Consider the following 21,362-nt stretch of genomic DNA (forward strand, 5'->3'; position numbering starts at 1 on the left):
TCGGCGTCATGCAGGTAAGGTTAGGTAGACGCTGGCCACGGCCGACAGGTTCGATCCGCCTGCATGCCAGTCGACCCCAGCCAGCGCCCGCGAACGGCGCCGCGACGCGCGGACCGTGCCGTCCCGCTCATTCGACGCTACAATGGCGGCCTTGACCGTGATGACTCAGACCAGAAAAACATGTCCCTGCCCAAGCACCACCTCGAACTGCTCAGCCCTGCACGCGACGTCGCCATCGCCCGCGAAGCCATCCTGCACGGCGCCGATGCCATCTACATAGGCGGCCCCAGCTTCGGCGCGCGTCACAACGCCAGCAACGAGCTGAGCGACATCGCCGAGTTGGTGACCTTCGCTCGCCGCTATCATGCGCGGGTGTTCACCACGCTCAACACCATCCTGCACGACAACGAACTGGAGCCGGCCCGCAAGCTGATCCACCAGTTGTATGACGCCGGCGTGGACGCCTTGATCGTGCAGGACCTGGGCGTCATGGAACTGGACATTCCGCCGATCGAGCTGCACGCGAGCACCCAGACCGACATCCGCACCCTGGCTCGGGCCAGGTTTCTCGACCAGGCCGGGTTCTCCCAACTGGTGCTGGCGCGCGAACTGGACCTGAGCGAGATCCGCGCGATTGCCGCGGAAACCGACGCGGCCATCGAGTTCTTCATTCACGGTGCCCTGTGCGTGGCCTTCTCTGGTCAATGCAACATCTCCCATGCACACACCGGGCGCAGCGCCAACCGTGGCGACTGCTCCCAGGCCTGCCGCCTGCCCTACACCCTCAAGGATGACCAGGGTCGCGTGGTGGCCTACGAGAAACACCTGCTGTCCATGAAAGACAACAACCAGAGCGCCAACATTCGTGCGCTGGTCGACGCCGGCGTGCGTTCGTTCAAGATAGAGGGCCGCTACAAGGACATGGGCTATGTGAAGAACATCACTGCCTACTACCGCCAGCGCATGGACGACGTATTGGAAGACCGCCCGGACCTGGCACGCGCCTCCAGCGGCCGCACTGCGCACTTTTTCGTACCAGACCCGGACAAGACTTTTCACCGCGGCAGCACCGATTATTTCGTCAGCGAACGCAAGATCGACATCGGCGCGTTCGACTCGCCGACCTTCACCGGCCTGCCGGTGGGGCTGGTGGAGAAAGTTGGCAAGCGCGACATGCTGGTGGTCAGCGAGCAGCCACTGTCCAACGGCGACGGTCTGAACGTGCTGGTCAAGCGCGAAGTCGTGGGCTTTCGCGCCAACATCGCCGAGCTCAAGGGCGAGTTCGAAGAGGACGGCCACAAGCGCTACCGCTATCGCGTCGAACCCAACGAAATGCCTGCAGGGCTGTTCCAGCTACGGCCCAACCACCCGCTCAACCGCAACCTGGACCACAACTGGCAGCAGGCGCTGCAGAAGACGTCCGCCGAGCGGCGCGTCGGTCTGGCCTGGCTCGCTCAGCTGACCGAGCAGCGCCTGCAACTGACCGCTACCAGCGAGGAAGGTGCGCGCGTGGACGTTGCGCTGGAAGGCCCGTTCGGCCCGGCCAACAAACCCGAGCAGGCCCTGGAGCAGCTGCATGACCTGCTGGGTCAACTGGGCACCACCCAGTACCATGCGACGGCCATCGAACTGGATGCGCCGCAGGCGTTCTTCATTCCCAACTCGCAGCTCAAGGCGTTGCGCCGCGAGGCCATCGAGGCGCTGACGGCCGCGCGTGTCCAGGCCCATCCACGTGGCAGCCGCAAGGCCGAAACGACGCCGCCGCCGGTTTATCCGGAATCGCACCTGTCGTTCCTGGCCAACGTGTACAACCAGAAGGCCCGCGACTTTTACCTTCGGCACGGGGTCGAGCTGATCGATGCCGCGTACGAGGCCCATGAAGAGCTGGGCGAAGTGCCGGTGATGATCACCAAGCACTGCCTGCGCTTCTCCTTCAACCTGTGCCCCAAACAGGCCAAGGGGGTGACAGGCGTGAAAACCAAGGTCGCGCCCATGCAGCTGATTCACGGCGACGAAGTGTTGACGCTCAAGTTCGACTGCAAGCCGTGCGAGATGCACGTGATCGGCAAGATGAAGGGGCATATCCTCGACCTGCCGTTGCCGGGTAGCGGAGTCCACGTGGTCGGTCAGATCAGCCCGCAGGACTTGATGAAGACCATCCGCCGCGCCCCGCATTGACAGTGCTTCGACTGCGCGCACTCTGGCCCAGCCGCCAACCGATCAACGCTCGAGAAAAATGGCGCGCCTGCATTGGCGCGGCACTGGGCGTGCTGGTGGTCTGCACCTTAGCGGCGCTGGGCCTGCAAGGACACTGGGCTGCCGAACACGGCGCACTGGGACTGGCCATCGTGGCGCCCATCGGCGCCAGCGCGGTGCTGGTGTTTGCCCTTCCCGCAAGCCCGCTGGCACAGCCTTGGTCGGTGGCGGGCGGCAACACCCTGAGCGCGCTGGTGGGCGTTGCTTGCGTCAAGTGGATCCCCGATCCCACGTTCGCTGCGGCCCTTGCAGTCGGCCTGGCGATCGCACTGATGCTCGCGGCCCGCTGCCTGCATCCACCCGGCGGCGCGGCGGCGCTGCTCATGGTGGTGATGGGCTGCGAGCAGTTCACCTACGCGGTGAATCCGGTGCTGATCGATTCGCTTCTGCTGGTCGCCGCCGGGCTGATCTACAACAACCTGACACGTCGGCCATGGCCCCATGTACCCGCCACCAGCACGCCGTCCAACCCTAGCCGTTTCAGCCATGCCGACCTCGACGCCGCACTGGTGCACTACAACCAGGTGCTGGACGTTGATCGCAAAGATCTGCAGGCACTGCTCGAGCACGCCGAGGCATCAGCGTACCAGCGCAACATGGGTGAGCTGCGCTGCGCCGAAGTCATGAGTCGCGAACCGATCACCGCACGCCAGGAAATGCCGCTGCGCGATGCCTGGGCGCTGATGCGCAAACACAAGATCAAGGCACTGCCGGTCATCGACCGACAGCGTCATCTGCTGGGCATTGTCACAGTGGCCGATTTCATGCAACAACTGGATCTGGATGCCCATGACGGAGTGGCCTGGCACCTGCGTGCCCTCCTGCGGCCCCGCCGGAACCAGCCGACGACGAACCTCGTCGGGCAGATCATGACGCGTTCAGTACGCGTAGCCAGCGCGGACCGCCTGCTGACCGAGCTGGTGCCGGTGTTCTCGGAAAATGGCCATCGGCACATCCCCATCATCGACACCGAACGCCATCTGGTCGGCATCATCACCCAATCCGATCTGATCCGCGCTCTGTATCGGGCCGTGAGGGCCTAGCGCACGACGCCTTCGGTCACTTCGATGTCGGTCAGCCCCATGCGCGCCGCCTGCTCGAGAACCTGCTCGTCGGTGTCCTCTGCAGTGGGCATCACCAAGCTGTTTTCGCCGTCGCCGAAATGCAATTGGAGCAGATGCATCACGATACTGTGAAGACTCTGTTCGACCTCGGCCGGTGGGGTCCAGCTGCGCGGGGCGCCGTTGAACAGGTATCGCACGGTTGCAGTTGCCATTGGCCAAATCCTCTCGATGGTGGACGCGAGCCCGTTCTGGAAGGCCGCAAAGGGTCGGTCCTGAAGGAAATGACTGGGGTGATGCGCCAGCGTTCCATCCGACCCAAAGCGTACCAGACGCGGATTGTCTTGAACGTCTGCGGCCAAGTGCTTTCAGAAAACAGAACCGGGCAATGCGATGCGTTGCGTCCCTATACCTGCTGGAGAAGTTTGCATGAAGATCTTGATGGTTCTGACGTCCCACGATCAACTGGGCGATACCGGCAAGAAAACCGGCTTCTGGCTGGAAGAATTCGCCGCACCCTACTATGCCTTCGTCGATGCAGGTGCCGAAGTGACCCTGGTCTCGCCCAAGGGTGGCCAGCCACCGCTGGACCCCAAGAGCGACGAGCCGGATGCGCAGACCGACGCCACCCGCCGCTTCGCCCAGGATACGCAGGCTCAAAAGATGTTGGCTGATACCTTTCCCCTTGGCGAGGCCGACCCTTACGACTTCGATGCCGTGTTCTACCCAGGCGGCCACGGGCCACTGTGGGACCTGGCCGAAGACACCGATTCGAAAACCATCATCGAAGCCTTCTACGCCGCCAACAAACCCGTTGCAGCTGTGTGCCATGCGCCTGGGGTGTTCAAGAACGTCAAGTCGCCGGACGGCGATTCCATCGTCAAGGGCAAGAAGGTCACCGGCTTCACCAACTCCGAGGAAGAGGCGGTCGGGCTGACGGATGTGGTGCCGTTTCTGGTCGAAGATATGCTCAAGGCCAATGGCGGCGAGTACTCCAAAGGTCCGGACTGGGGCAGCTATGTGGTCGAAGACGGTCACCTGATCACTGGCCAGAACCCTGCGTCTTCCGAAGCCGCCGCCCAGGCGCTGATCAAGCGCCTGCAACAGGAAGAAAGCGCCTGATTGGAGCATTCTCGATACCCAGCGTTGTTCTTTTCGCGGGCAGAGCCCGCTCCCACACATGGGCTCATCCCCTGTGGGAGCGGGCTCTGCCCGCGAAGCTTTATACGGTCTATCTAACGCACCGCTGCGCCTTACTTGCAGCTGGGGCGGTTAGACGCGTCATGCCATAACGATTTCCAATCCTCACGTTATATCGTAACATTAGCATCCCGATTTATTTTTGGATGCATGCCCATGGCCGATGCCGCCGCTTCACCACCCTTCCCCGGCTCGCTTTCCACTGCCTCGACCCAGGCGGTGTCACGCACCCGCATGCTCGCGATCGACGCATTGCGTGGACTGGTCATGCTTTTCATGCTCGTCGACCATGTCCGGGAAACCTTCTTCCTCCACGTGCAAGTCAGCGACCCCATGGATCCGCTGAATACCCCGCCCGAGTTGTTCTTCACCCGTATCAGCAGCATGGTCTGCGCGCCTGTGTTCGTCTTCCTCACCGGCCTCTCTGCCTGGCTGTACGGGCAGTCTCACAGCCCTCGGGAAGTGTCGATTTTCCTGTTGAAACGCGGCCTGTTCCTGGTTTTCCTCGAACTCACCCTGGTCAACTTTGCATGGAACGCGACACTGGTTCCGACCACCCTGTGGCTGCAAGTGATCTGGGCCATCGGCCTGAGCATGATCGCACTGGCGGCACTCATTCACATGCCGCGCACCGCCCTGGCGATCGTGGGCGCGGTCATCGTCGCCGGACACAATCTGCTGGACGGCATCGTCCTGACCGCCGACTCGCCGTTCTTCGAGATCTGGTCGATCCTGCACCAGCGCGCGTTCCTGGAAATCACCGAATACACCCGCGCCCGCACCACCTACCCGATCCTGCCGTGGATCGGCTTGATCGCCCTGGGCTACTGCGCCGGCCCTTGGTTCGCCCGCGGCGCAGACCCGGCACGACGCCAGCGCCTGCTACTCAATTGGGGGATTGGCCTGATCCTGGGCTTCATCGCCATTCGCTATCTCAATGGCTACGGCGAAAAACCCTGGAGCGTGCTGGACGACAACGTGCGTACTTTCATGAGCTTCATGTCGCTGACCAAATACCCGCCGTCGCTGCTGTACCTGATGCCGACCATGGGCGCAGGCTTGCTGCTGCTTGCATTGTTCCAGCGCCTCGAAGGCCGGAAAGTGCTCGAGGTGCTGTCGCGCTACGGTGGCGCACCGATGTTTTTCTACGTGCTGCACTTGTTGGTGCTCAAGGCGATGTACCTGCTCGCCGTGCAGATCTGGGGTTTGAACCAGGGCAAGTACTACGGCTTCGACAGCCTGAGCGGAATCTGGCTGTGGACTGCGGTGCTGGCCATTGCCTTGTACTTTCCCACTCGTTGGTTCGCGCAGCTCAAACAGCGTCGGCGCGACATCGGCTGGCTGAAGTACTTCTGAGCGCGTTCGAGTCGCGCCTGCGTTACCGCTTGAACCGGGTAGACGACCGCTGATCGCCACCCTGCTCTCTTGCGCCGATATTTGAACGCATGGATGCACTTTAACGACTCTGGAGCAGTCCGACGGGAAGGCGTGGTATCACTATCACAATGATGTCAAAATGACATCGAGTGACAGGAGGTCGCCGTTTCTCGTCCTTGTCTGGGTCCTTCACATGCTCGCAGCTGTCCCTGAAAAAGATTCAAAGCACACCGCTCTTCAAGGTCTGGTTCAGGCGGCAGCGGCCATCACACACTGTTGCGGCGCCCTGCTCATCGAAGGCGCACCCGGCGCCTGGCACGTGACTGCCGCCTGCGGCACGACGCGCGAAGTGCCGGTCGATGCCGCCACCGAGTCCTGGCTGCGCATGCTGATGTCCTACGGCGACGTGGTCGACATCGGCGACGGCTCGCCTTTCATCCATTCGATCCCGGATTTTCTCGGTTCGCTGGCGGACACCTACCGCGTGTGCATCGCCGTCAAAGACCACAGCGACGCGCTCGTCGGCATCGTTCTGTTGGCGCTGACGCCACCGTTCAAGTTGCTCAGCGCCGCCCAGATCTACGCACTCAAGACTCACTCCGTTGCTCTCTACCACTCGGCGCCGTCCCTGCCGGTGGCCGCCAGTACCGGTCCTGCCGGAGTGATCGAGCGTCTGCGCCTGCTCGAATCGGTGGTCGTTCATGCCAAAGATGCGATCCTGATCACCGAGGCCGAGCCGATCGACCAGCCCGGCCCGCGGATCGTCTACTGCAACCCGGCCTTCCTGGCCACCACCGGGTTCAGCCTGAAAGAAATCGTCGGCAAGACGCCGCGTATCCTGCAGTGCGAGGAAACCGATCGCGGCACCCTGGATCAGATCCGCAGCGCCCTGTCCACGTGGCAGCCGATCGAAGTCGAACTGATCAACACGCGCCGTGACGGTACCCGCTTCTGGGTGCAGCTGAGCATCGTGCCGGTGGCCAACGAAAAAGGCTGGTTCACCCATTGGGTGTCCGTGCAGCGTGACATCACCGAGCGCAAGGAAGCCGAAGAAAGCCTCAAGCAGGCGCAGATCGACCGCGAGGAACAGGTAGCGCTGCGCTCGCGCCTGGTGGAGCGTGAACGAATCCAGGAAGAGCTGACCTATGCCGCCTTCCATGACGACCTGACCCGGCTGAAGAACCGCGCCTACTTCATGGCCAAGATTCAGGAAGTGTTCAACCTTGACCATGCCGAGCGCGAAGCGGCAGTGCTGTACATGGACCTGGATCGCTTCAAATACATCAACGACGGCATGGGCCACCGTGCCGGTGACATCCTCTTGCAGATCGTGGCGCAGCGGCTGGAGTCCTGCCTGAACGGCAACGCCGTGCTGGCGCGCATCGGCGGTGACGAGTTCGCCATCCTCCACACCGGCAATGACTCCAAGCACGCTGCGATAGAGACCGCGCAACGGGTCATCCAGGCGCTTGGAGTTGCCGTCGACGTCGAGGGCCAGGCGATCTTCACCTCCTGCAGCGTCGGCATCGTCACACTCGACGCCGCTCACACCAGCGCCGAAGACCTCGTCCGCGATGCCGACGTCGCCATGTACGCGGCAAAGAAACAAGGCCAAGGCAAATGGACCTTGTTCGACCTGTCCATGCGCCAGGCGGCGGTCGATTTGCTGCTGATGCGCAACGCGCTCAAGCACGCCTTGGCGCGAGAAGAGTTCTACCTGGTCTACCAGCCAATTTTTGCCGCCCGCTCGCGCCGCATCGAAGGCGTGGAAGCGCTGGTCCGCTGGCAGCACCCCGTGCTCGGCAACGTGCCGCCCGACGTGTTCATCGCAGTGGCGGAAGACATCGGCATCATTCATGAAATGGGCCGCTGGGTCATGCAGACCGCCTGTGCCGAGCTCAAGCGCTGGAACGCCAATGCGGCCTGCACACTGAAGCTCAACGTCAACGTCTCGGGTGCCGAGCTCAACCATGTCGGGTTCGTGGCAAAGGTCGCGGAAATACTGAAGGACACCTCCTTCAGCGCCCACAACCTGCAGATCGAAATCACTGAATCGGTCTTCCTCAACGAACCGGAAACCGTGGCGATCGCCCTCGCCGACCTGCGCGAGCTGGGCGTACACATCGCGTTGGATGACTTCGGTACCGGCTACAGCTCGCTGGGCTACATCGACCGCTACCCGATCGACTCGATCAAGATCGACCGCTCGTTCGTCACGCGCATGATGACCCACAGACGCACCATCGCCATCGTCACCAGCATCCTGTCGCTGGGCAGCGCCTTGGATGTCGACATCGTCGCCGAAGGCGTGGAAACCCAGGACCAGCTGGACCGGCTGCAGGCATTGGGCTGCCCGTTCGTCCAGGGTTACCTGCTCAGCCCACCGCTGCGCGGCGAGGAAATGAAGCAGCTGATGGCAGCGCGCAACGATACCTGAAAGCTACCGCGCGCCTGATCACATCAGGCGCGCGGCGGTGGAGGCATGTTCGCAGGTGGATAGCTTTTGAAAACGGATCGAGGCTAAGCTGCGCGCTCTACGGAAGGAGTCTGGAATGAAAACACTGTCTGCACTATTGATCTTGGGCGTACTGAGCGGCTGTGCCTCCTACAGCGACCAAGGCACCGGCGAAGGCGGTCGCGAGATCGGCAGCAAGGGCTACACGGTGCGCTGTGACGCCACGCCCGCCAATCAACCTGGCTGCTATTCTCCGCCGCCCTCCTCTTCGTGGAATTTCATGAAGAATTTCCATCTCAAGCTTGGGCAGAACTGATCCGCAAGATCGGCCGCCTTCACGGCTTCAAGCGACCTCCCTCCACGATGACCAGATTAGGGTCGGTGTCCGCTGGCAAGTCCTTGCGCACGTACTGGTCATAAAGCTTGAGCAGGGCTTTCTCTTCACCCAGCTTGGCCAATTCGTCGTTCACCCAATCGCGCAGCTCGGTGTTGCCTTTCTTCACGGCCGGTGCGATAGGCGCCTCATCGCCCAGCTTCTGGGCGAGTACGCGGTAACCGGGGTTCTGTTTGGCCCAGTTGAACAGCACGAGGTTGTCCTGGGCATAGGCGTCGCCGCGGCCGCTGGCCAGGGCTTGCAGTGATTCGGAGTTCTTTTCGAACTTGAGCAGCTTCCAGTCAGGGTGATTCTTGGTCAACCACAGATCGGCCGTGGTGCCGGTGGTGACGATGGTGGTCTTGTCGGCCAGGTCATCGAGCTTCTGTACGCTGCTGCCGTCCGCCACCAACGCCTGCACGGCGACACGCAGGTTCGGGTTGGTGAAGTCCACCGCCTGGCTACGCTCGGGTGTCACGGTCATGTTGGCCAGGATCAGGTCGACCTTGTCGCTCTGCAGAAACGGGATGCGGCTGGCCGGCTCGACGCTGACGAACTCGATTTTCTTCTCGTCACCCAGCAGGTCCTTGGCGAAGCGCTTGCCCAGGTCGGTGTCGAACCCGACGTATTCGCCCTGCTCATTGACGAAACCAAAGGGCGGTTTGTCGCTGAACACCCCGACGATCAGCTTGTCGCGGGCCTTGATGGTTTCCAGGTAGCTGGTGGTAGGTTTCGCCGTCGCGGCTGGGGTGGCGGCCTTGGGTTCGGCCGGTTTATCGCAACCGGCCAGCAATCCAAGAGCGAGTACGGGTAGAACCAGGGCAGTTTTGAAGTTCACGATGCTTTCCTTTTCGGCATGTTTTCTACGTAGGAAAACCTTTCCAGGAACTGCTGCGCGCGTGCGGTCTGCGGGGCGCTGAAGAAGGTTTCGGGATCGTTCTGTTCCGCGATACGGCCGCGGTCCATGAACAAAATGCGGTCGGCCACCGCGCGGGCGAAGGCCATTTCGTGGGTAACGATGAGCATGGTCATGCCGCCCTGCGCCAGGTCGAGGATCACCTCGAGGACTTCCTTGACCATTTCCGGATCCAGCGCAGCGGTGACTTCGTCGAACAGCATGACCTTGGGGTTCATGCACAGTGCCCGCACAATGGCGATCCGTTGCTGCTGGCCGCCCGACAGCTCGCGGGGGTAGGCGTTGGCGCGTTCGGCCAGGCCAACCCGAGCCAGCAGCGCCTCGGCCTGCTGCCGCGCTTCCTGGGCATCGCGCTTCTGCACTTGCAGCGGCCCCAGCAGCACGTTCTGCAGCACGGTCATGTGAGGAAACAGGTGATAGCTCTGAAACACCATGCCGATCTGCTGACGCACGCGGCGCCAGTCGGCATTGGCAGGCAGCAACTGCCCATCGAAAGTGAAGGTACCGCTGTGGCCCAGTTCCAGGCCGTTCAGGCAGCGCAGCAATGTGCTCTTGCCGCAGCCGCTGGGGCCCAGGATCACCACCACCTCGCCTTCGGTCACCCGCAGATCGATGTCAGTCAGCACCGGTGTATCGGCGAATTTCTTGCTGAAGCTTGCGAGTTCGATCAATGCGCTCATGCGTGATTCCAGCGCCGTTCAAGCACGCGGGAAGCGGCCGACAGCGGATAGCAGACGATAAAAAAGAAGACAAACAGGAAGCCGTAGATCAGCACCGACTCGTAGGTGCGCTCGATGATCTGCTGGCCCACCTTGGTGATGTCGACAACGCCGATCAGCACCGCCAGCGAACTGGTTTTGAGCAAACGGGTGCAGACGTTGATGACCGGCGGCGTAAGGCGCTTGAGCGCCTGAGGCAGCAATACCCGACCGTACAACTGGCCCAGGCCCAGGCCGATGGCCAGTCCTGCCTCGCGCTGCCCGCGGGGTATGGAGCGCAGCGCGCCACGCACGACTTCGCCAATCTCGCTGGCGCCCCACAGCGACAACACCAGCACCGCGCACCAGAACGCAGGCAGGCTGACGCCGAAGAAGATTGGCAGGCCAAAGAAGAACAGGTACAACCAGACCAGTACCGGAATGGCGCGAAACAGCTCCAGGTAGACCCTCAGCGGCACGTCCAGCCAGCGCTTGCCCAGGCTGCGCAGCACGCCATAGAACAGGCCGCCGACACTGCTGAACACGATCGCAAGCGCGGAAATACCCAAGGTGCGACCGGCCCCGGTCAGCAGTTGAGGTGCCGATACCCAGAGCAGCTCAAGACCCGAACTGGCCATGTTGGAGCCTCCTTTCCAGCAGGCCCAGCAGCAACGACAGCGGCAAGAACAACAGCACGCACAACCCGGTCATCACTGCCAGCATCTCGTAGGTCTTGTAATACAGAGCGATGTAACTCTTGGTGGTGTAGAGAATTTCCGGCACGGCAACGGCCGACACCACCGTGGTCTCCTTGAGCAGGAACACGAAGTTGGCGAACAGCGCAGGCAAGCTGAGAATGCCTGCCTGGGGCAGCACTACATGGCGCAACAGCTGCCAGCGCGACAGACCGATGGACAGGCCAGACTCGATCTGCGACTTGGGCACCGCTTCGATGCCCGCGCGCAGTATTTCGGTCAGGTACGCACCTCCCATGAACGTCATGGCAATGACCGCCGCTGCGAAACCGGAAATCCGCACGCCCAGAGCGGGTAAGGCGAAGTAGATGAAGAACAGCTGAATCAGCAGCGGCGTATTCCGCGCAAGCTCGACGTATAGCGGCACGAGCCGATGCAGCACCGGGACCCGAAACGTGGCGATGGCCGCGTTGAGCACCGCGACGGCAAGTGAGCTCAGGATTGCGATCAAGCCGACTTGCAAAGTGACCCCCACGGCGCGCGCAAAAGCGGGAAGCGTGGACAACGCGAACGCGTAGTCGAAGGTCATCGGTTGACCTCCAGACGTGTTGAAATAGATAAAGCGAACATCGGAAAGCGCCTGCGTCTGGCTTGCGGTCGCTGAGTGTAATCGACCGTTTTCAATCCAATTAATACTGAATAAACATAAGCTTAGACAGTGATCGTCAGGCCCCTCTTGCGTGGCGGACTTGACGGTCATGATCGCCACTAGCGCTTGTAGTGACAGTGAAAGAGGGCAATGCGAGGCGCCCTGCCCTCGGGTCGAGCATCTAAGGGGTGTAGCTTTCCAACAGATATTCGCAACAAAATATGAATAATAACCATTCCTATTTGTTACAGTTCTGCTTGTGCTGATCGTCGAGACGGAGGCGCGGCCTGATTTCGTCCCTCAGGCAAACAACGTTTAACGCACAGGAGTCCCCATGCCGGCAAAAAAAATCTTTGCCTATCACCCGCTGACACTGGCGATGCTACTCAGTGGCCCGCCACTGAGCACGGCCTACGCCGCCGAAAGCGCCAGCGCTGCCATATCCAACGCCACCCTGGAGCTGCAGGAAACCACCATCGATGCCCAGGCCCTGGAAAACCCGAATGGCCAGATCCGTGGACCTGTGGCGACTCGCAGCACCAGCGCAAGCAAGACCGACTCGGCGATCAAGGATATTCCTCAGTCGATTTCGGTCATCACCCGCGACGAGATGGACAACCGCAAGACCGACACCTTGGCCGAGGCCTTGAGCTACACGCCAGGCGTGATCGCGCAGCCAGGCGGGTTCAGCCGTGTAGCCGACGACTTCGTGATCCGTGGCTTCAACGTCGGCTCAGGCACCGGCGGCATCCTGCGCGACGGGATGAAACTGCAAGGCAGCGTGTATGACGGAGGCATCGAGCCCTACGGCCTGGAGCGCGTGGAAGTGGTCAAGGGTGCTTCTTCTGTGTTGTACGGCCAACTGTCGCCAGGCGGTCTGCTCAACACCATCACCAAGCGCCCGACCGACACGCCCCTGCATGAAGTCAATGTCGAATACGGCAGCCATGCGCGCAAACAGTACAGCTTCGACCTGGGCGGCCCGATCGACGACGCCGGACAGTTCTCCTATCGCCTGACCGGCCTTTGGCGCGACAGTGGCACCCAGACCACCGATACCGACGACGACCGCCGCTACATCGCACCCGCCTTCACCTGGCGCCCGAACGAGAGCACCTCGCTGACGGTCCTGGCCAACTACCAGGAAACCCGTACCGGCTTTGCACCACCGCTGGATTTCGACCTGACCACCTCGTCCAGCACTCGCTACCCCAAGGTCGACCGCGACCTGTTCACCGGCGAGCGCGGCTTCGATCACTACAACAACTACTCGACCAGTCTGGGCTACCTGTTCGAACACGATTTCACACCCGACTTGAAAATCCGCCATTCGCTACGCCACTTCGAGGCGGACCTGAGCTGGGACTACATGCAGATCGCTGATACCGGCAGCGCCGCCCTGCGCAACCGAGGCCAGCTGGCGCGCCGAGCTAGCATCCGCCGCGAGCGCTCAGAAGGCTGGACCAGCGACAACAACATGCAATGGACCCTCGACAGCGGCCGCTGGCAGCACACCCTGCTGGCGGGCGTGGACTACTACCACAAGACCTACGACTCTCATCGCTTCGCTGGCGCCAACTCCATGTTCAGCCCGGCCAATCCGGTGTACGGCGCTGCGACCAACGTCACAACCGCCAACACCGGCTCGGACCTGCACAGCGCTCAGACCGGCGTCTACCTGCAAGACCAGATCAAGTTCGACGACAAGTGGATTCTACTGCTGGGCGGTCGTCAGGATTGGGCCGAAAGCCGAACCTACAGCTTCGCCACTGGCGCTCGCACGCCGCGCGATGACAAGAAAGCCACCGGTCGTATCGGCCTGGTCTACCAGGCGGACAACGGGCTGGCGCCTTATGTCAGCTGGAGCCAGTCGTTCCTGCCGGCCAACGTCTTCAACGCCAACGCCAACACCTCGTTCGATCCGACCGAGGGCGAGCAGTACGAGATCGGCGTACGTTACACCCCGCCCGGTACCACAGCGCTGCTGAGCGCCGCGGTCTACGACCTCAAGCAGAAAAACTCCCTAAGCACCGACCTCACCGGCAACAGCGTGCAGTTCGGTGAAACCCGCTCACGCGGTGTGGAGCTTGAGGCGAAAGCGGAGATCACCGCGAACCTGAGCGCCACTGCGTCGTACACCTACACCGACGCGAAGATCACCGACGATGCGGTGTCGACCCGCATAGGTACGCGCATCGACGGCGTGCCGTATCACATGGCCAACCTGTGGGCCGACTACCGCTTGACTGCCTTGGGCCTGCCTCAGGTCATGGTCGGCGGCGGCGCCCGGTACATGGGCACCAGCCGTACGTCCAGCTCGGACGCCAACGAGAAGGTCGCCGCCTACACCCTGTTCGACGCGAAAGTCACCTATGAAGTCGACAAGAACTGGACCGTGGCCATGAAGGCGCAAAACGTCGCCAACGAGAAGTACCTGTTCTGCAACGTCTCGTGCCGCTACGGCGACGAGCGAGCGCTGATCGGTTCGGTCAACTATCGCTGGTAAGGGCTGATCATTGACACGTCGACCAGCCTCTTTGGTTAGTATCAGGTTCGCCTGGTAGATTGGGCTTTGTATCTGTCACGCACTGGAAACGAAGAACACAGGTGTACGGCACACATGCCTATTTGAACCGGGCGTTCATTTCTTCCAGGCTCAAGGTCAAGTCAGTGTCTATGCCAGACAGACGTTCGATGGCCAGGCGTTCAGAACGCAGATACTCAAGGTCATCCTGCAGCGCTTGATAAGCGACCTGTTTTCGCACCAACGACCGAGTGTCTTGGTAGACTTGTCTCCCGTCACGTTTCGTACGGAGCCGACCTGCATAGCAAACACCTCGCCAGCCCTTTTTCGTCCTCGAATAACGGCCCCGGCGAAAGTGGTTAAGGTCATTCTCACAGTGGTACAACTTACCACTCACCCCACGAAAACGTCCGAAAACGCCCGAAAACTGGTACAAAACGCGCAGAGTAAAATGGTACAGAATGTAGCTGAAACGCCCGCCACGCCTGGCCTGGAGCCCTCCCGCCGCTTTAGCGTGGCGCCTATGATGGATTGGACCGACCGCCACTGTCGCTACTTCCTGCGCCTGCTCTCGCGGCACACCTTGCTCTACACCGAAATGGTCACCACCGGCGCTTTGCTCAATGGCGATCACGAGCGCTTTCTGCGCTACGACGATGCCGAGCACCCCATCGCGCTGCAGTTGGGTGGAAGCACGCCGGCGGATCTGGCCGCTTGCGCGCGCATGGCGCAGGCGCACGGTTACGACGAGGTCAATCTCAATGTGGGTTGTCCCAGCGATCGTGTGCAGAACAACATGATCGGCGCCTGCCTTATGGCGCACCCTGCGCTCGTGGCCGATTGCGTCAAGGCAATGCGCGATGCGGTGTCGATTCCGGTCACGGTCAAGCACCGCATCGGTATCAATGGCCGCGACAGCTATGAGGCGCTGTGCGATTTCGTCGGACAGGTACGCGAGGCGGGCTGCCGCAGTTTTACCGTGCACGCACGCATCGCCATTCTTGAGGGCTTGTCGCCCAAGGAGAACCGTGACATTCCTCTACTGCGCTATGACATTGCCGCGCGCTTGAAGGCGGATTTCCCGGACCTTGAAGTGATACTCAACGGCGGCATCAAGACGCTGGAAGCCTGCGCCGAGCATCTGCAGACCTTCGATGGTGTGATGCTGGGACGCGAGGCCTATCACAACCCATACCTGCTGGCGCAGGTCGACCAACAGTTGTTCGGCAGCGACACGCCGGTGATCAGCCGTTTCGACGCGCTGCGGCAGATGCGGCCGTACATCGCCGCGCATATCGCCTCAGGCGGCGCCATGCACCACGTTACGCGGCACATGCTCGGCTTGGGTACGGGCTTTCCCGGCGCGCGCAAGTTCCGTCAACTGCTGTCGGTGGATATCCACAAGGCCGATGACCCGCTGGCGCTGCTCGATCAGGCCGGGGCATTGCTCGAAGGGCGCTGATCGCCCAACGATGCATCATTGACCCGATAGGAGCGCATACTCGATCCATTGAACCGTCGCGCGGCGCGACACTCGAACGTAGGTCTTTCCGCCGCCCTCCCCCTGCTGCACGCCCTTGGCCCTTGAGCCGGACGCAGCGCTCGGGTAACGTCATTCATTCGCACAGGACAGAGCACGCTCATGACTTCCAAGCTGGAACAACTCAAGCAAATGACCACCGTGGTCGCCGATACCGGCGACTTCGACGCCATCTCCAAGCTCAAGCCGGTCGACGCCACCACCAACCCGTCGCTGCTGCTCAAGGCTGCCTCGCTGGAAGCCTACAAGGACATGCTGCGCAAGACCATCAGCGACAGCAACGGTGATGTCGGTCTGGCGTCGGACACTTTCGCGGTCGCCGTGGGTACCGGGATCCTCAAGGCCATCCCCGGCCGCATCTCCACCGAAGTCGACGCGCGCCTCTCTTTCGACGAGCAGGCCCTGCTGGCCAAGGCCAGCCAGATCATCGACCTGTACGAAAAGGCCGGTGTCGGTCGCGAGCGTGTGCTGATCAAGCTGGCCTCCACCTGGGAAGGTATCCGCGCCGCCGAGAAGCTGGAAAAGGCAGGCATTCAGTGCAACCTGACCTTGCTGTTCTCCTTCGCCCAGGCACAGGCGTGCGCCGATGCTGGTGTGTTCCTGATCTCGCCGTTCGTGGGTCGCATCTACGACTGGTACAAGAAATCCACCGGCCAGGAATACACCGGTTCCGACGATCCAGGCGTGCAGTCGGTAACGCGCATCTACAACTACTACAAAGCCAACGACTACAAGACCGTGGTCATGGGCGCCAGCTTCCGCAACATCAACCAGATCGAGCAGTTGGCCGGTTGTGATCGCCTGACCATCAGCCCGGAACTGCTGCACAAGCTGGCCGAAGATGGAGGCACGCTGGAGCAGAAGCTCAAGCCAGGCAATGCCGGTGAACCCAAGCAGATTTTGACCGAGGCGCAGTTCCGCTGGGCGTCGAACGAAGACGCGATGGCCACGGAAAAACTGGCTGAAGGCATTCGTCAATTCGCTCGCGATCAGGAAAAACTCGAAACCCTGCTGACTGCCAAAGTTTCCTGATTCCAGTTTGCCGCATACGAAAAAGGCGACCGCAAGGTCGCCTTTTTTCTTAGCCGAGCGAGTCACCCGAAGGTACTCAGCTGCGTTCCAGCGCGTTCACCAGATCGTGGAAGGCTTCGCGGTTGGACTCGTTCAGGCCCATGAGAATCTTGTGCGCTTCCAGCACCTTGGCCCTAACCACATCCTCGGACAGATCCTGCGAAGGCAGGTCGGTCAGGCAGTCGGGGCAAGGAATCGGGCGACCGACGATGTTGAACACCTGATCGAAACCCATGGACTGCAGCAGGCGCGTGATGTCCTCGTGAGTCGTCACCACCGTTGGCAGCAATCCGACTTTTTGACGAGACATGATCGACAACTTGGCCAGCAGGCCCAAGGTGGTGCTGTCGATGCTGCGGGTTTCGGTCAAATCGATCACGATGGCTGAAAAATCGAGGGCGGTGAAGATCCGCTCGATCGTCGCATCCAGCGCCGAGCAGAGCGTCAGGCGCACCTCACCCACGAATTTCAACACGAACGTTCCGCTTTGTTCAGCAAACTGGATTCTACCAGTACTCATGCAAGGTTCCTGCTCAGCACCATCAGGGCGATATCATCCGGCATCTCCCCGAGTGTGGCCAGTCCAAACTTTTGCCGCAAGCCATCCAGGCTGCCGCCCGCTGCACTGACGATCTCAGGCAATGCAGCTTCTTTTTCCTTAAGCGTTTCGCCTGGCAGCAAGTCCAGTATCCCATCGGAAAGCAGGGTAAGGCTGAACTGCTCCGGCAACGCCATGACGTGATCGGTATACGTGGCTTCGTTGAACAGACCCACCGGCAGGCCGCGTCCCTGCAGGTACTGCGTTTGCTCGGGGGTGTACAGCACCGGAAGCGGCAAATGCCCGCCGATGCTGTAGGTCAACAGCCCGGTGTGCTCGTCGATCACCCCGCCGACCATGGTGACATGCTTGCCCAAACGCGTGTTGATCAAACCCCGGTTGATATGGCCCAGCACGTCGGACGGTTTGAATTCGGGCATCGCACCACCCCGCCTTGATTCGAACATGAGGCGGGTGGTCATGAATTTCAACAGCACCGTGACGAATGCCGATGAAGCGCCATGACCGGATACGTCGGCCAGATAGAACGCCACGCGGTGCTCGTCGACCCGGAAATAGTCGACGAAGTCGCCCGACAGGTACAGCGACGGGATGATCTGGTGTTCGAAACTGAATCCGTCGGTGCTCCAGGGACTCTGCGGCAGCATGTTCATCTGCACTTGCCGGCCGGCAGTCTGGTCTTCCTGCAGCAGATGCAGGCTGGCTTCCAGTTCACGATTGGCCGTTTCCAGCTTCTCGCGGTAGCGACGATTCTCCAGCAGCAGCCGCGAGCGATCCAGGGCCCGGCGAACCGAGTGCTCAAGCACGGCCAGATCTTCAAGAGGCTTTATCAGGTAATCGGCGGCACCCAAGCGCAATGCTTCGACTGCGTCATTCATCACACCGGCACCGGACAGCACGATCACTGGAATATCGGGAGAACGCTCGGTCACCTGGCGAATCAATTCAAGGCCGCCCACCTGCGGCATGCGCAGGTCGCAGATGACGAGATCGGGCTGTTGTTGCTCGAAGACCTGGAGGCCCTGCAGGCCATTGTTCGCCTGCAGCACGCTGAAGCTGCTGTCTTCGAGGTAGGCCGCAAGGCTTGCGCGCACCACATCGTCGTCATCGATGATCAGCAGGGTTGCACTGGTTTTCTGCATGTGGGCAAACGGCGCCAGAAATTGGTTGTCGTAAGTAGGTCAGCAATGTAAAAACTGGCGATGCAAGCAATGGGTCGCCTACCTTTACTTCTAGCCTCTCGCAGAGGCGAATACAAGCGCTGGGTGCCCTGAGCATTCGGATGCAGAGGTGCCTTGTAAGGCGCAGACGGTACTCCCATCCGGCAAGCGTTTCAAGGGTGTTGCGACACGGGCCAGGGCGGGCCGATTGGCCTATTACCTTGGGTTATAAGAACGTTAACAATAGCAACCAGATCGAAGGACAAACCATGAGCCACAGTGATCGTGACTACAGTGAGAAACGTGATTTCATCCGCATGACTGTGGATGCAAAGGTCGACCTCAGGGTCGGCGACGTTGTCGTTCCCGCCGTATGCAAGGATCTTTCGAGCACCGGTATGCAGCTGGAAGCCCAGACTCAATTGAGTGTAGGAGATCAGGTTGGCGTCCATTTGCCTTCCAACCATCCCACGCTCAGCGATCTGGACATCCAGGCGGAAGTGATACGCGTAGAAAGCTCGAAGCAAGATGGTATGCAGATCATAGGCCTGCACACATTGAGCATGGACTGAACGCCGCGCATGAAAAAAGGCGACCCTCGGGTCGCCTTTTTCATGCCTGGTTACAATTAAAAATCGTCTTCCACTTGGCCATCTTTGACCCGGAATTCACGGTTCTGCAAGTAAGCGTTACGCAAGAAGATGTACTTGTCGCCGTTGATCAGCTTTTCAGCCGACAGCAAGCTTGCGCGCGTATCCACCAGATTCACGCCCAGCGTGGTATTGCGGGTCGGCACGTGGTCGATGTAGCGATACGGTGAGGTATAGGTATCGGGATACTTGGCGAATGCATCGCGCACGGTGCTTGGGCCCATCAGCGGCAGGACCACGTAAGGCCCACTGCTTACACCCCAGTAGCCCAGGGTCTGGCCGAAATCCTCGTCGCTGCGCTGCAGGCCCATCTTGGTGCCCACATCGAAGAAGCCGAACAGGCCGAAGGTGGTGTTGAAGATCAGCCGCGCAGTGTCGGTACCGGCAGCGGCAGGCTTGAGCTGCATGACGTTGTTGGCCAGGTTGCCGACGTCGCCGATGTTGCTGAACACGTTATGAATGCCGTCTTCCAGGAACTGCGGGGTGATCCACTGGTAGCCTTGGGCAATAGGCTTGAGCGCATAGGTATCCAAGGTATCGTTGACCCGGAAGATCGCACGGTTGACCGGCTCCCATGGATCCTCTTCGGCGGCCTGTGCTACCACGGGCGCCACGGCAAGCCCCAGGAGCAGACAGGCTCCAGCCACTCGATCGATGACAGCTGAACCGGTCAGACGCATACGTGTTACTCCTTGAGATACGATTGGGTCGCATGCGACCGCCAACAAAATGTGGCCCAGTATAAAGTGTCCAGGCCGGATTAGGCAGTGCGCTGGCGAACGCAGCGCTGCCGATCAATCTGAACGTACCCATGCCAGACTTCAGGCCCGCCCTCAAGTTCATTCGCGCAGCCGTCTGGAACGGCATGGAATTCCAATGATGCGAGCCGACACGGACCTTTGCGCACGGGGCGCGGTCCATGTAAGTGCCTATCACTCAAGGAGAACGTCATGCCAGCCCGCGAATTGCAGGAACAACTCGATGAACTGCGCGAGCAACTGGAAAAGAACCAGACGCTGTCGCTCGAGGAGCGTGAAGACATGCGCGTCCTGATGGAGCAGATCAAGGCGCGCATGGAGCTGGAAAATGCCACGGCGGACCCGTCCGTCGCCGACAGCGTGAACCTGGCCGTCGAGCGCTTTGAGGTGGACCACCCTGGCGTGGCCGGCGCACTGCGCAATATCGTGCAGACGCTCGGCAACATCGGTATCTGAAGACGGTACAACTGCAGCCGCCTGCCCAAGCGGCTGCTGGATGCACCCTTACTGGCGAACCAGCCGGCCATTGGCCGCGGGCAGCGTGTCAGTGCTGCGGTAGGGGTTGATGTCCAGGCCGCCGCGGCGTACGTAGCGGGCGAACACAGTCAGTCTTTCTGGCTGCAGAAGTCGCTGCAGATCGGTAAAAATCCGCTCGACACATTGCTCGTGGAAATCCGAATGCTGACGGAAGCTGACCAGGTAGGCCAGCACGCTGGCGTGGTCCAGCGCCGGACCGCTGTAGGCAATACACACACTGCCCCAGTCCGGCTGGCTGGTGACTGGGCAATTGGACCGCAACAGATGGCTATGGATGGTTTCTTCCACGAGGGAACTCGGGTCGCAACGCAGCAGCTCCGGCTGTGGGTGATCGTAGCTGCTGACCGTGATGTCCAACTCGTCGATGCACACCCCAGGCAGTTGAACCACGCCCTCCGCCTGCACATCTTCCAAGCGGCGCACCTTGACGCCCACCGGCTTACCGGCAGCCCCGGAAAGGTCCGCCACCAGCACGGCCTGCAGGTCATTGATCGACGCAAACGCCGTCTGGTTGAGCGAGTTCAGGTACAGCTTGAACGACTTGGATTCGATGATGTTCGGTGAATCCGCAGGAATGGTGAATTCACCAATGGCTACGACCGGCTTTCCCGAAGGCAGCAACCAGGAAAGCTCGAAGCAATTCCACACGTCCACACCTGTATAGGGCAGGGTTTCCGCGCTCAAGCCCAACTCGGCCCACTTTGCTGCGCGGGGAATGGGAAACAGCAACGAGGGGGTGTAGGTGGAAACGTACTCGCTGGACTTGCCCAGGGGAGAATGTTCGGCTGCGGGATGCATGAAATAAACCTGACTGAATGAACGACGGCAGTTTAGCGAATTTGCCGCGTTGCTGCATGGCGACGACGGCGCGGCCCCAAGGCCG

The 21,362-nt window shown here is 60.9% G+C and carries 20 protein-coding genes; 11 read left to right on the forward strand and 9 right to left on the reverse strand.

Annotated elements, in window-relative coordinates; all coding sequences use genetic code 11:
- The first annotated feature begins 180 nt into the window (after positions 1-180).
- The gene (locus IFT44_RS03790; RefSeq protein WP_192175433.1) at positions 181-2,178 is read left to right on the forward strand and encodes a peptidase U32 family protein; all 1,998 of its coding nucleotides are present in this window, start codon (positions 181-183) and stop codon (positions 2,176-2,178) included.
- Between the two features lie 2 nt (positions 2,179-2,180).
- Positions 2,181-3,299, forward strand: coding sequence for an HPP family protein (locus IFT44_RS03795; RefSeq protein WP_342214257.1), 1,119 nt, complete (start codon positions 2,181-2,183; stop codon positions 3,297-3,299).
- Here IFT44_RS03795 and IFT44_RS03800 read toward each other — a convergent pair.
- Complete coding sequence (locus IFT44_RS03800; RefSeq protein WP_192103346.1) at positions 3,296-3,532, reverse strand: hypothetical protein; 237 nt, start codon at positions 3,530-3,532, stop codon at positions 3,296-3,298. The genes IFT44_RS03795 and IFT44_RS03800 overlap by 4 nt on opposite strands.
- 214 nt (positions 3,533-3,746) lie before the next feature.
- Here IFT44_RS03800 and IFT44_RS03805 point away from each other — a divergent pair, with 214 nt between their 5' ends.
- From IFT44_RS03805 to IFT44_RS03820, 4 genes are all read left to right on the forward strand, one after another.
- Complete coding sequence (locus IFT44_RS03805; protein ID WP_192103345.1) at positions 3,747-4,439, forward strand: type 1 glutamine amidotransferase domain-containing protein; 693 nt, start codon at positions 3,747-3,749, stop codon at positions 4,437-4,439.
- A gap of 228 nt (positions 4,440-4,667) precedes the next feature.
- Complete coding sequence (locus tag IFT44_RS03810; RefSeq protein WP_446730935.1) at positions 4,668-5,873, forward strand: DUF1624 domain-containing protein; 1,206 nt, start codon at positions 4,668-4,670, stop codon at positions 5,871-5,873.
- Positions 5,874-6,087: 214 nt separating this feature from the next.
- The gene (locus IFT44_RS03815) at positions 6,088-8,331 is read left to right on the forward strand and encodes a putative bifunctional diguanylate cyclase/phosphodiesterase (protein WP_122477592.1); all 2,244 of its coding nucleotides are present in this window, start codon (positions 6,088-6,090) and stop codon (positions 8,329-8,331) included.
- A 115-nt stretch (positions 8,332-8,446) separates the two neighbouring features.
- Positions 8,447-8,665, forward strand: a complete 219-nt coding sequence (locus IFT44_RS03820; protein ID WP_192175435.1) for a hypothetical protein — start codon at positions 8,447-8,449, stop codon at positions 8,663-8,665.
- 19 nt (positions 8,666-8,684) lie between these two features.
- Here the strand turns inward: IFT44_RS03820 and IFT44_RS03825 are convergent, their stop codons facing one another.
- The 4 genes from IFT44_RS03825 to IFT44_RS03840 are packed head-to-tail and all read right to left on the reverse strand — an operon-like array spanning position 8,685 to position 11,620.
- On the reverse strand, positions 8,685-9,560 hold the full coding sequence (locus IFT44_RS03825) for a transporter substrate-binding domain-containing protein (RefSeq protein WP_192103338.1): 876 nt from the start codon (positions 9,558-9,560) through the stop codon (positions 8,685-8,687).
- Positions 9,557-10,318 (reverse strand): amino acid ABC transporter ATP-binding protein, encoded by a 762-nt coding sequence (locus IFT44_RS03830; RefSeq protein ID WP_122477586.1) that lies wholly within the window; start codon positions 10,316-10,318, stop codon positions 9,557-9,559. Before IFT44_RS03830 ends, IFT44_RS03825 begins: the two co-directional genes overlap by 4 nt.
- Entirely contained in the window at positions 10,315-10,974 is a 660-nt protein-coding gene (locus IFT44_RS03835; RefSeq protein ID WP_122477585.1) for an amino acid ABC transporter permease, read from the reverse strand. Before IFT44_RS03835 ends, IFT44_RS03830 begins: the two co-directional genes overlap by 4 nt.
- Positions 10,955-11,620: an amino acid ABC transporter permease gene (locus IFT44_RS03840; RefSeq protein WP_122477583.1), complete on the reverse strand. Its 666-nt coding sequence runs from the start codon at positions 11,618-11,620 to the stop codon at positions 10,955-10,957. Before IFT44_RS03840 ends, IFT44_RS03835 begins: the two co-directional genes overlap by 20 nt.
- 394 nt (positions 11,621-12,014) lie before the next feature.
- Here IFT44_RS03840 and IFT44_RS03845 point away from each other — a divergent pair, with 394 nt between their 5' ends.
- The 3 genes from IFT44_RS03845 to tal all read left to right on the forward strand — a co-directional run bounded on the left by IFT44_RS03845 (position 12,015) and on the right by tal (position 16,776).
- On the forward strand, positions 12,015-14,186 hold the full coding sequence (locus IFT44_RS03845) for a TonB-dependent siderophore receptor (protein ID WP_192175436.1): 2,172 nt from the start codon (positions 12,015-12,017) through the stop codon (positions 14,184-14,186).
- Between the two features lie 469 nt (positions 14,187-14,655).
- Entirely contained in the window at positions 14,656-15,666 is a 1,011-nt protein-coding gene (dusA, locus tag IFT44_RS03850) for a tRNA dihydrouridine(20/20a) synthase DusA (RefSeq protein ID WP_192175437.1), read from the forward strand.
- 180 nt (positions 15,667-15,846) lie between these two features.
- Positions 15,847-16,776 (forward strand): transaldolase, encoded by a 930-nt coding sequence (gene tal / locus IFT44_RS03855; RefSeq protein ID WP_192059795.1) that lies wholly within the window; start codon positions 15,847-15,849, stop codon positions 16,774-16,776.
- 76 nt (positions 16,777-16,852) lie between these two features.
- On the opposite strand, the gene rssC is transcribed toward tal, so the two are convergent.
- Both rssC and rssB read right to left on the reverse strand, forming a co-directional pair.
- A complete protein-coding gene (rssC, locus tag IFT44_RS03860; RefSeq protein ID WP_122477478.1) occupies positions 16,853-17,335 on the reverse strand; it encodes an anti-sigma factor antagonist RssC in 483 nt (160 codons plus the stop codon).
- Positions 17,332-18,516: a two-component system response regulator RssB gene (gene rssB, locus IFT44_RS03865; RefSeq protein WP_122477476.1), complete on the reverse strand. Its 1,185-nt coding sequence runs from the start codon at positions 18,514-18,516 to the stop codon at positions 17,332-17,334. The genes rssC and rssB overlap by 4 nt, the downstream gene beginning before the upstream one ends.
- A 287-nt stretch (positions 18,517-18,803) precedes the next feature.
- Between rssB and IFT44_RS03870 the strand changes: the two genes are divergently transcribed.
- A complete protein-coding gene (locus IFT44_RS03870) occupies positions 18,804-19,106 on the forward strand; it encodes a PilZ domain-containing protein (RefSeq protein ID WP_122477474.1) in 303 nt (100 codons plus the stop codon).
- A gap of 56 nt (positions 19,107-19,162) precedes the next feature.
- Here the strand turns inward: IFT44_RS03870 and IFT44_RS03875 are convergent, their stop codons facing one another.
- Positions 19,163-19,864, reverse strand: a complete 702-nt coding sequence (locus IFT44_RS03875) for an MlaA family lipoprotein (RefSeq protein WP_122477473.1) — start codon at positions 19,862-19,864, stop codon at positions 19,163-19,165.
- Positions 19,865-20,134: 270 nt separating this feature from the next.
- Here IFT44_RS03875 and IFT44_RS03880 point away from each other — a divergent pair, with 270 nt between their 5' ends.
- Positions 20,135-20,398: a DUF4404 family protein gene (locus IFT44_RS03880; protein WP_122477471.1), complete on the forward strand. Its 264-nt coding sequence runs from the start codon at positions 20,135-20,137 to the stop codon at positions 20,396-20,398.
- Between the two features lie 48 nt (positions 20,399-20,446).
- On the opposite strand, the gene queF is transcribed toward IFT44_RS03880, so the two are convergent.
- A complete protein-coding gene (gene queF / locus IFT44_RS03885) occupies positions 20,447-21,277 on the reverse strand; it encodes an NADPH-dependent 7-cyano-7-deazaguanine reductase QueF (RefSeq protein WP_192059797.1) in 831 nt (276 codons plus the stop codon).
- Between the last annotated feature and the right edge of the window lie 85 nt (positions 21,278-21,362).

The sequence above is a fragment of the Pseudomonas sp. CFBP 13710 genome, assembly GCF_014842235.1.
In the GTDB taxonomy this organism is placed as follows: domain Bacteria; phylum Pseudomonadota; class Gammaproteobacteria; order Pseudomonadales; family Pseudomonadaceae; genus Aquipseudomonas; species Aquipseudomonas baltica.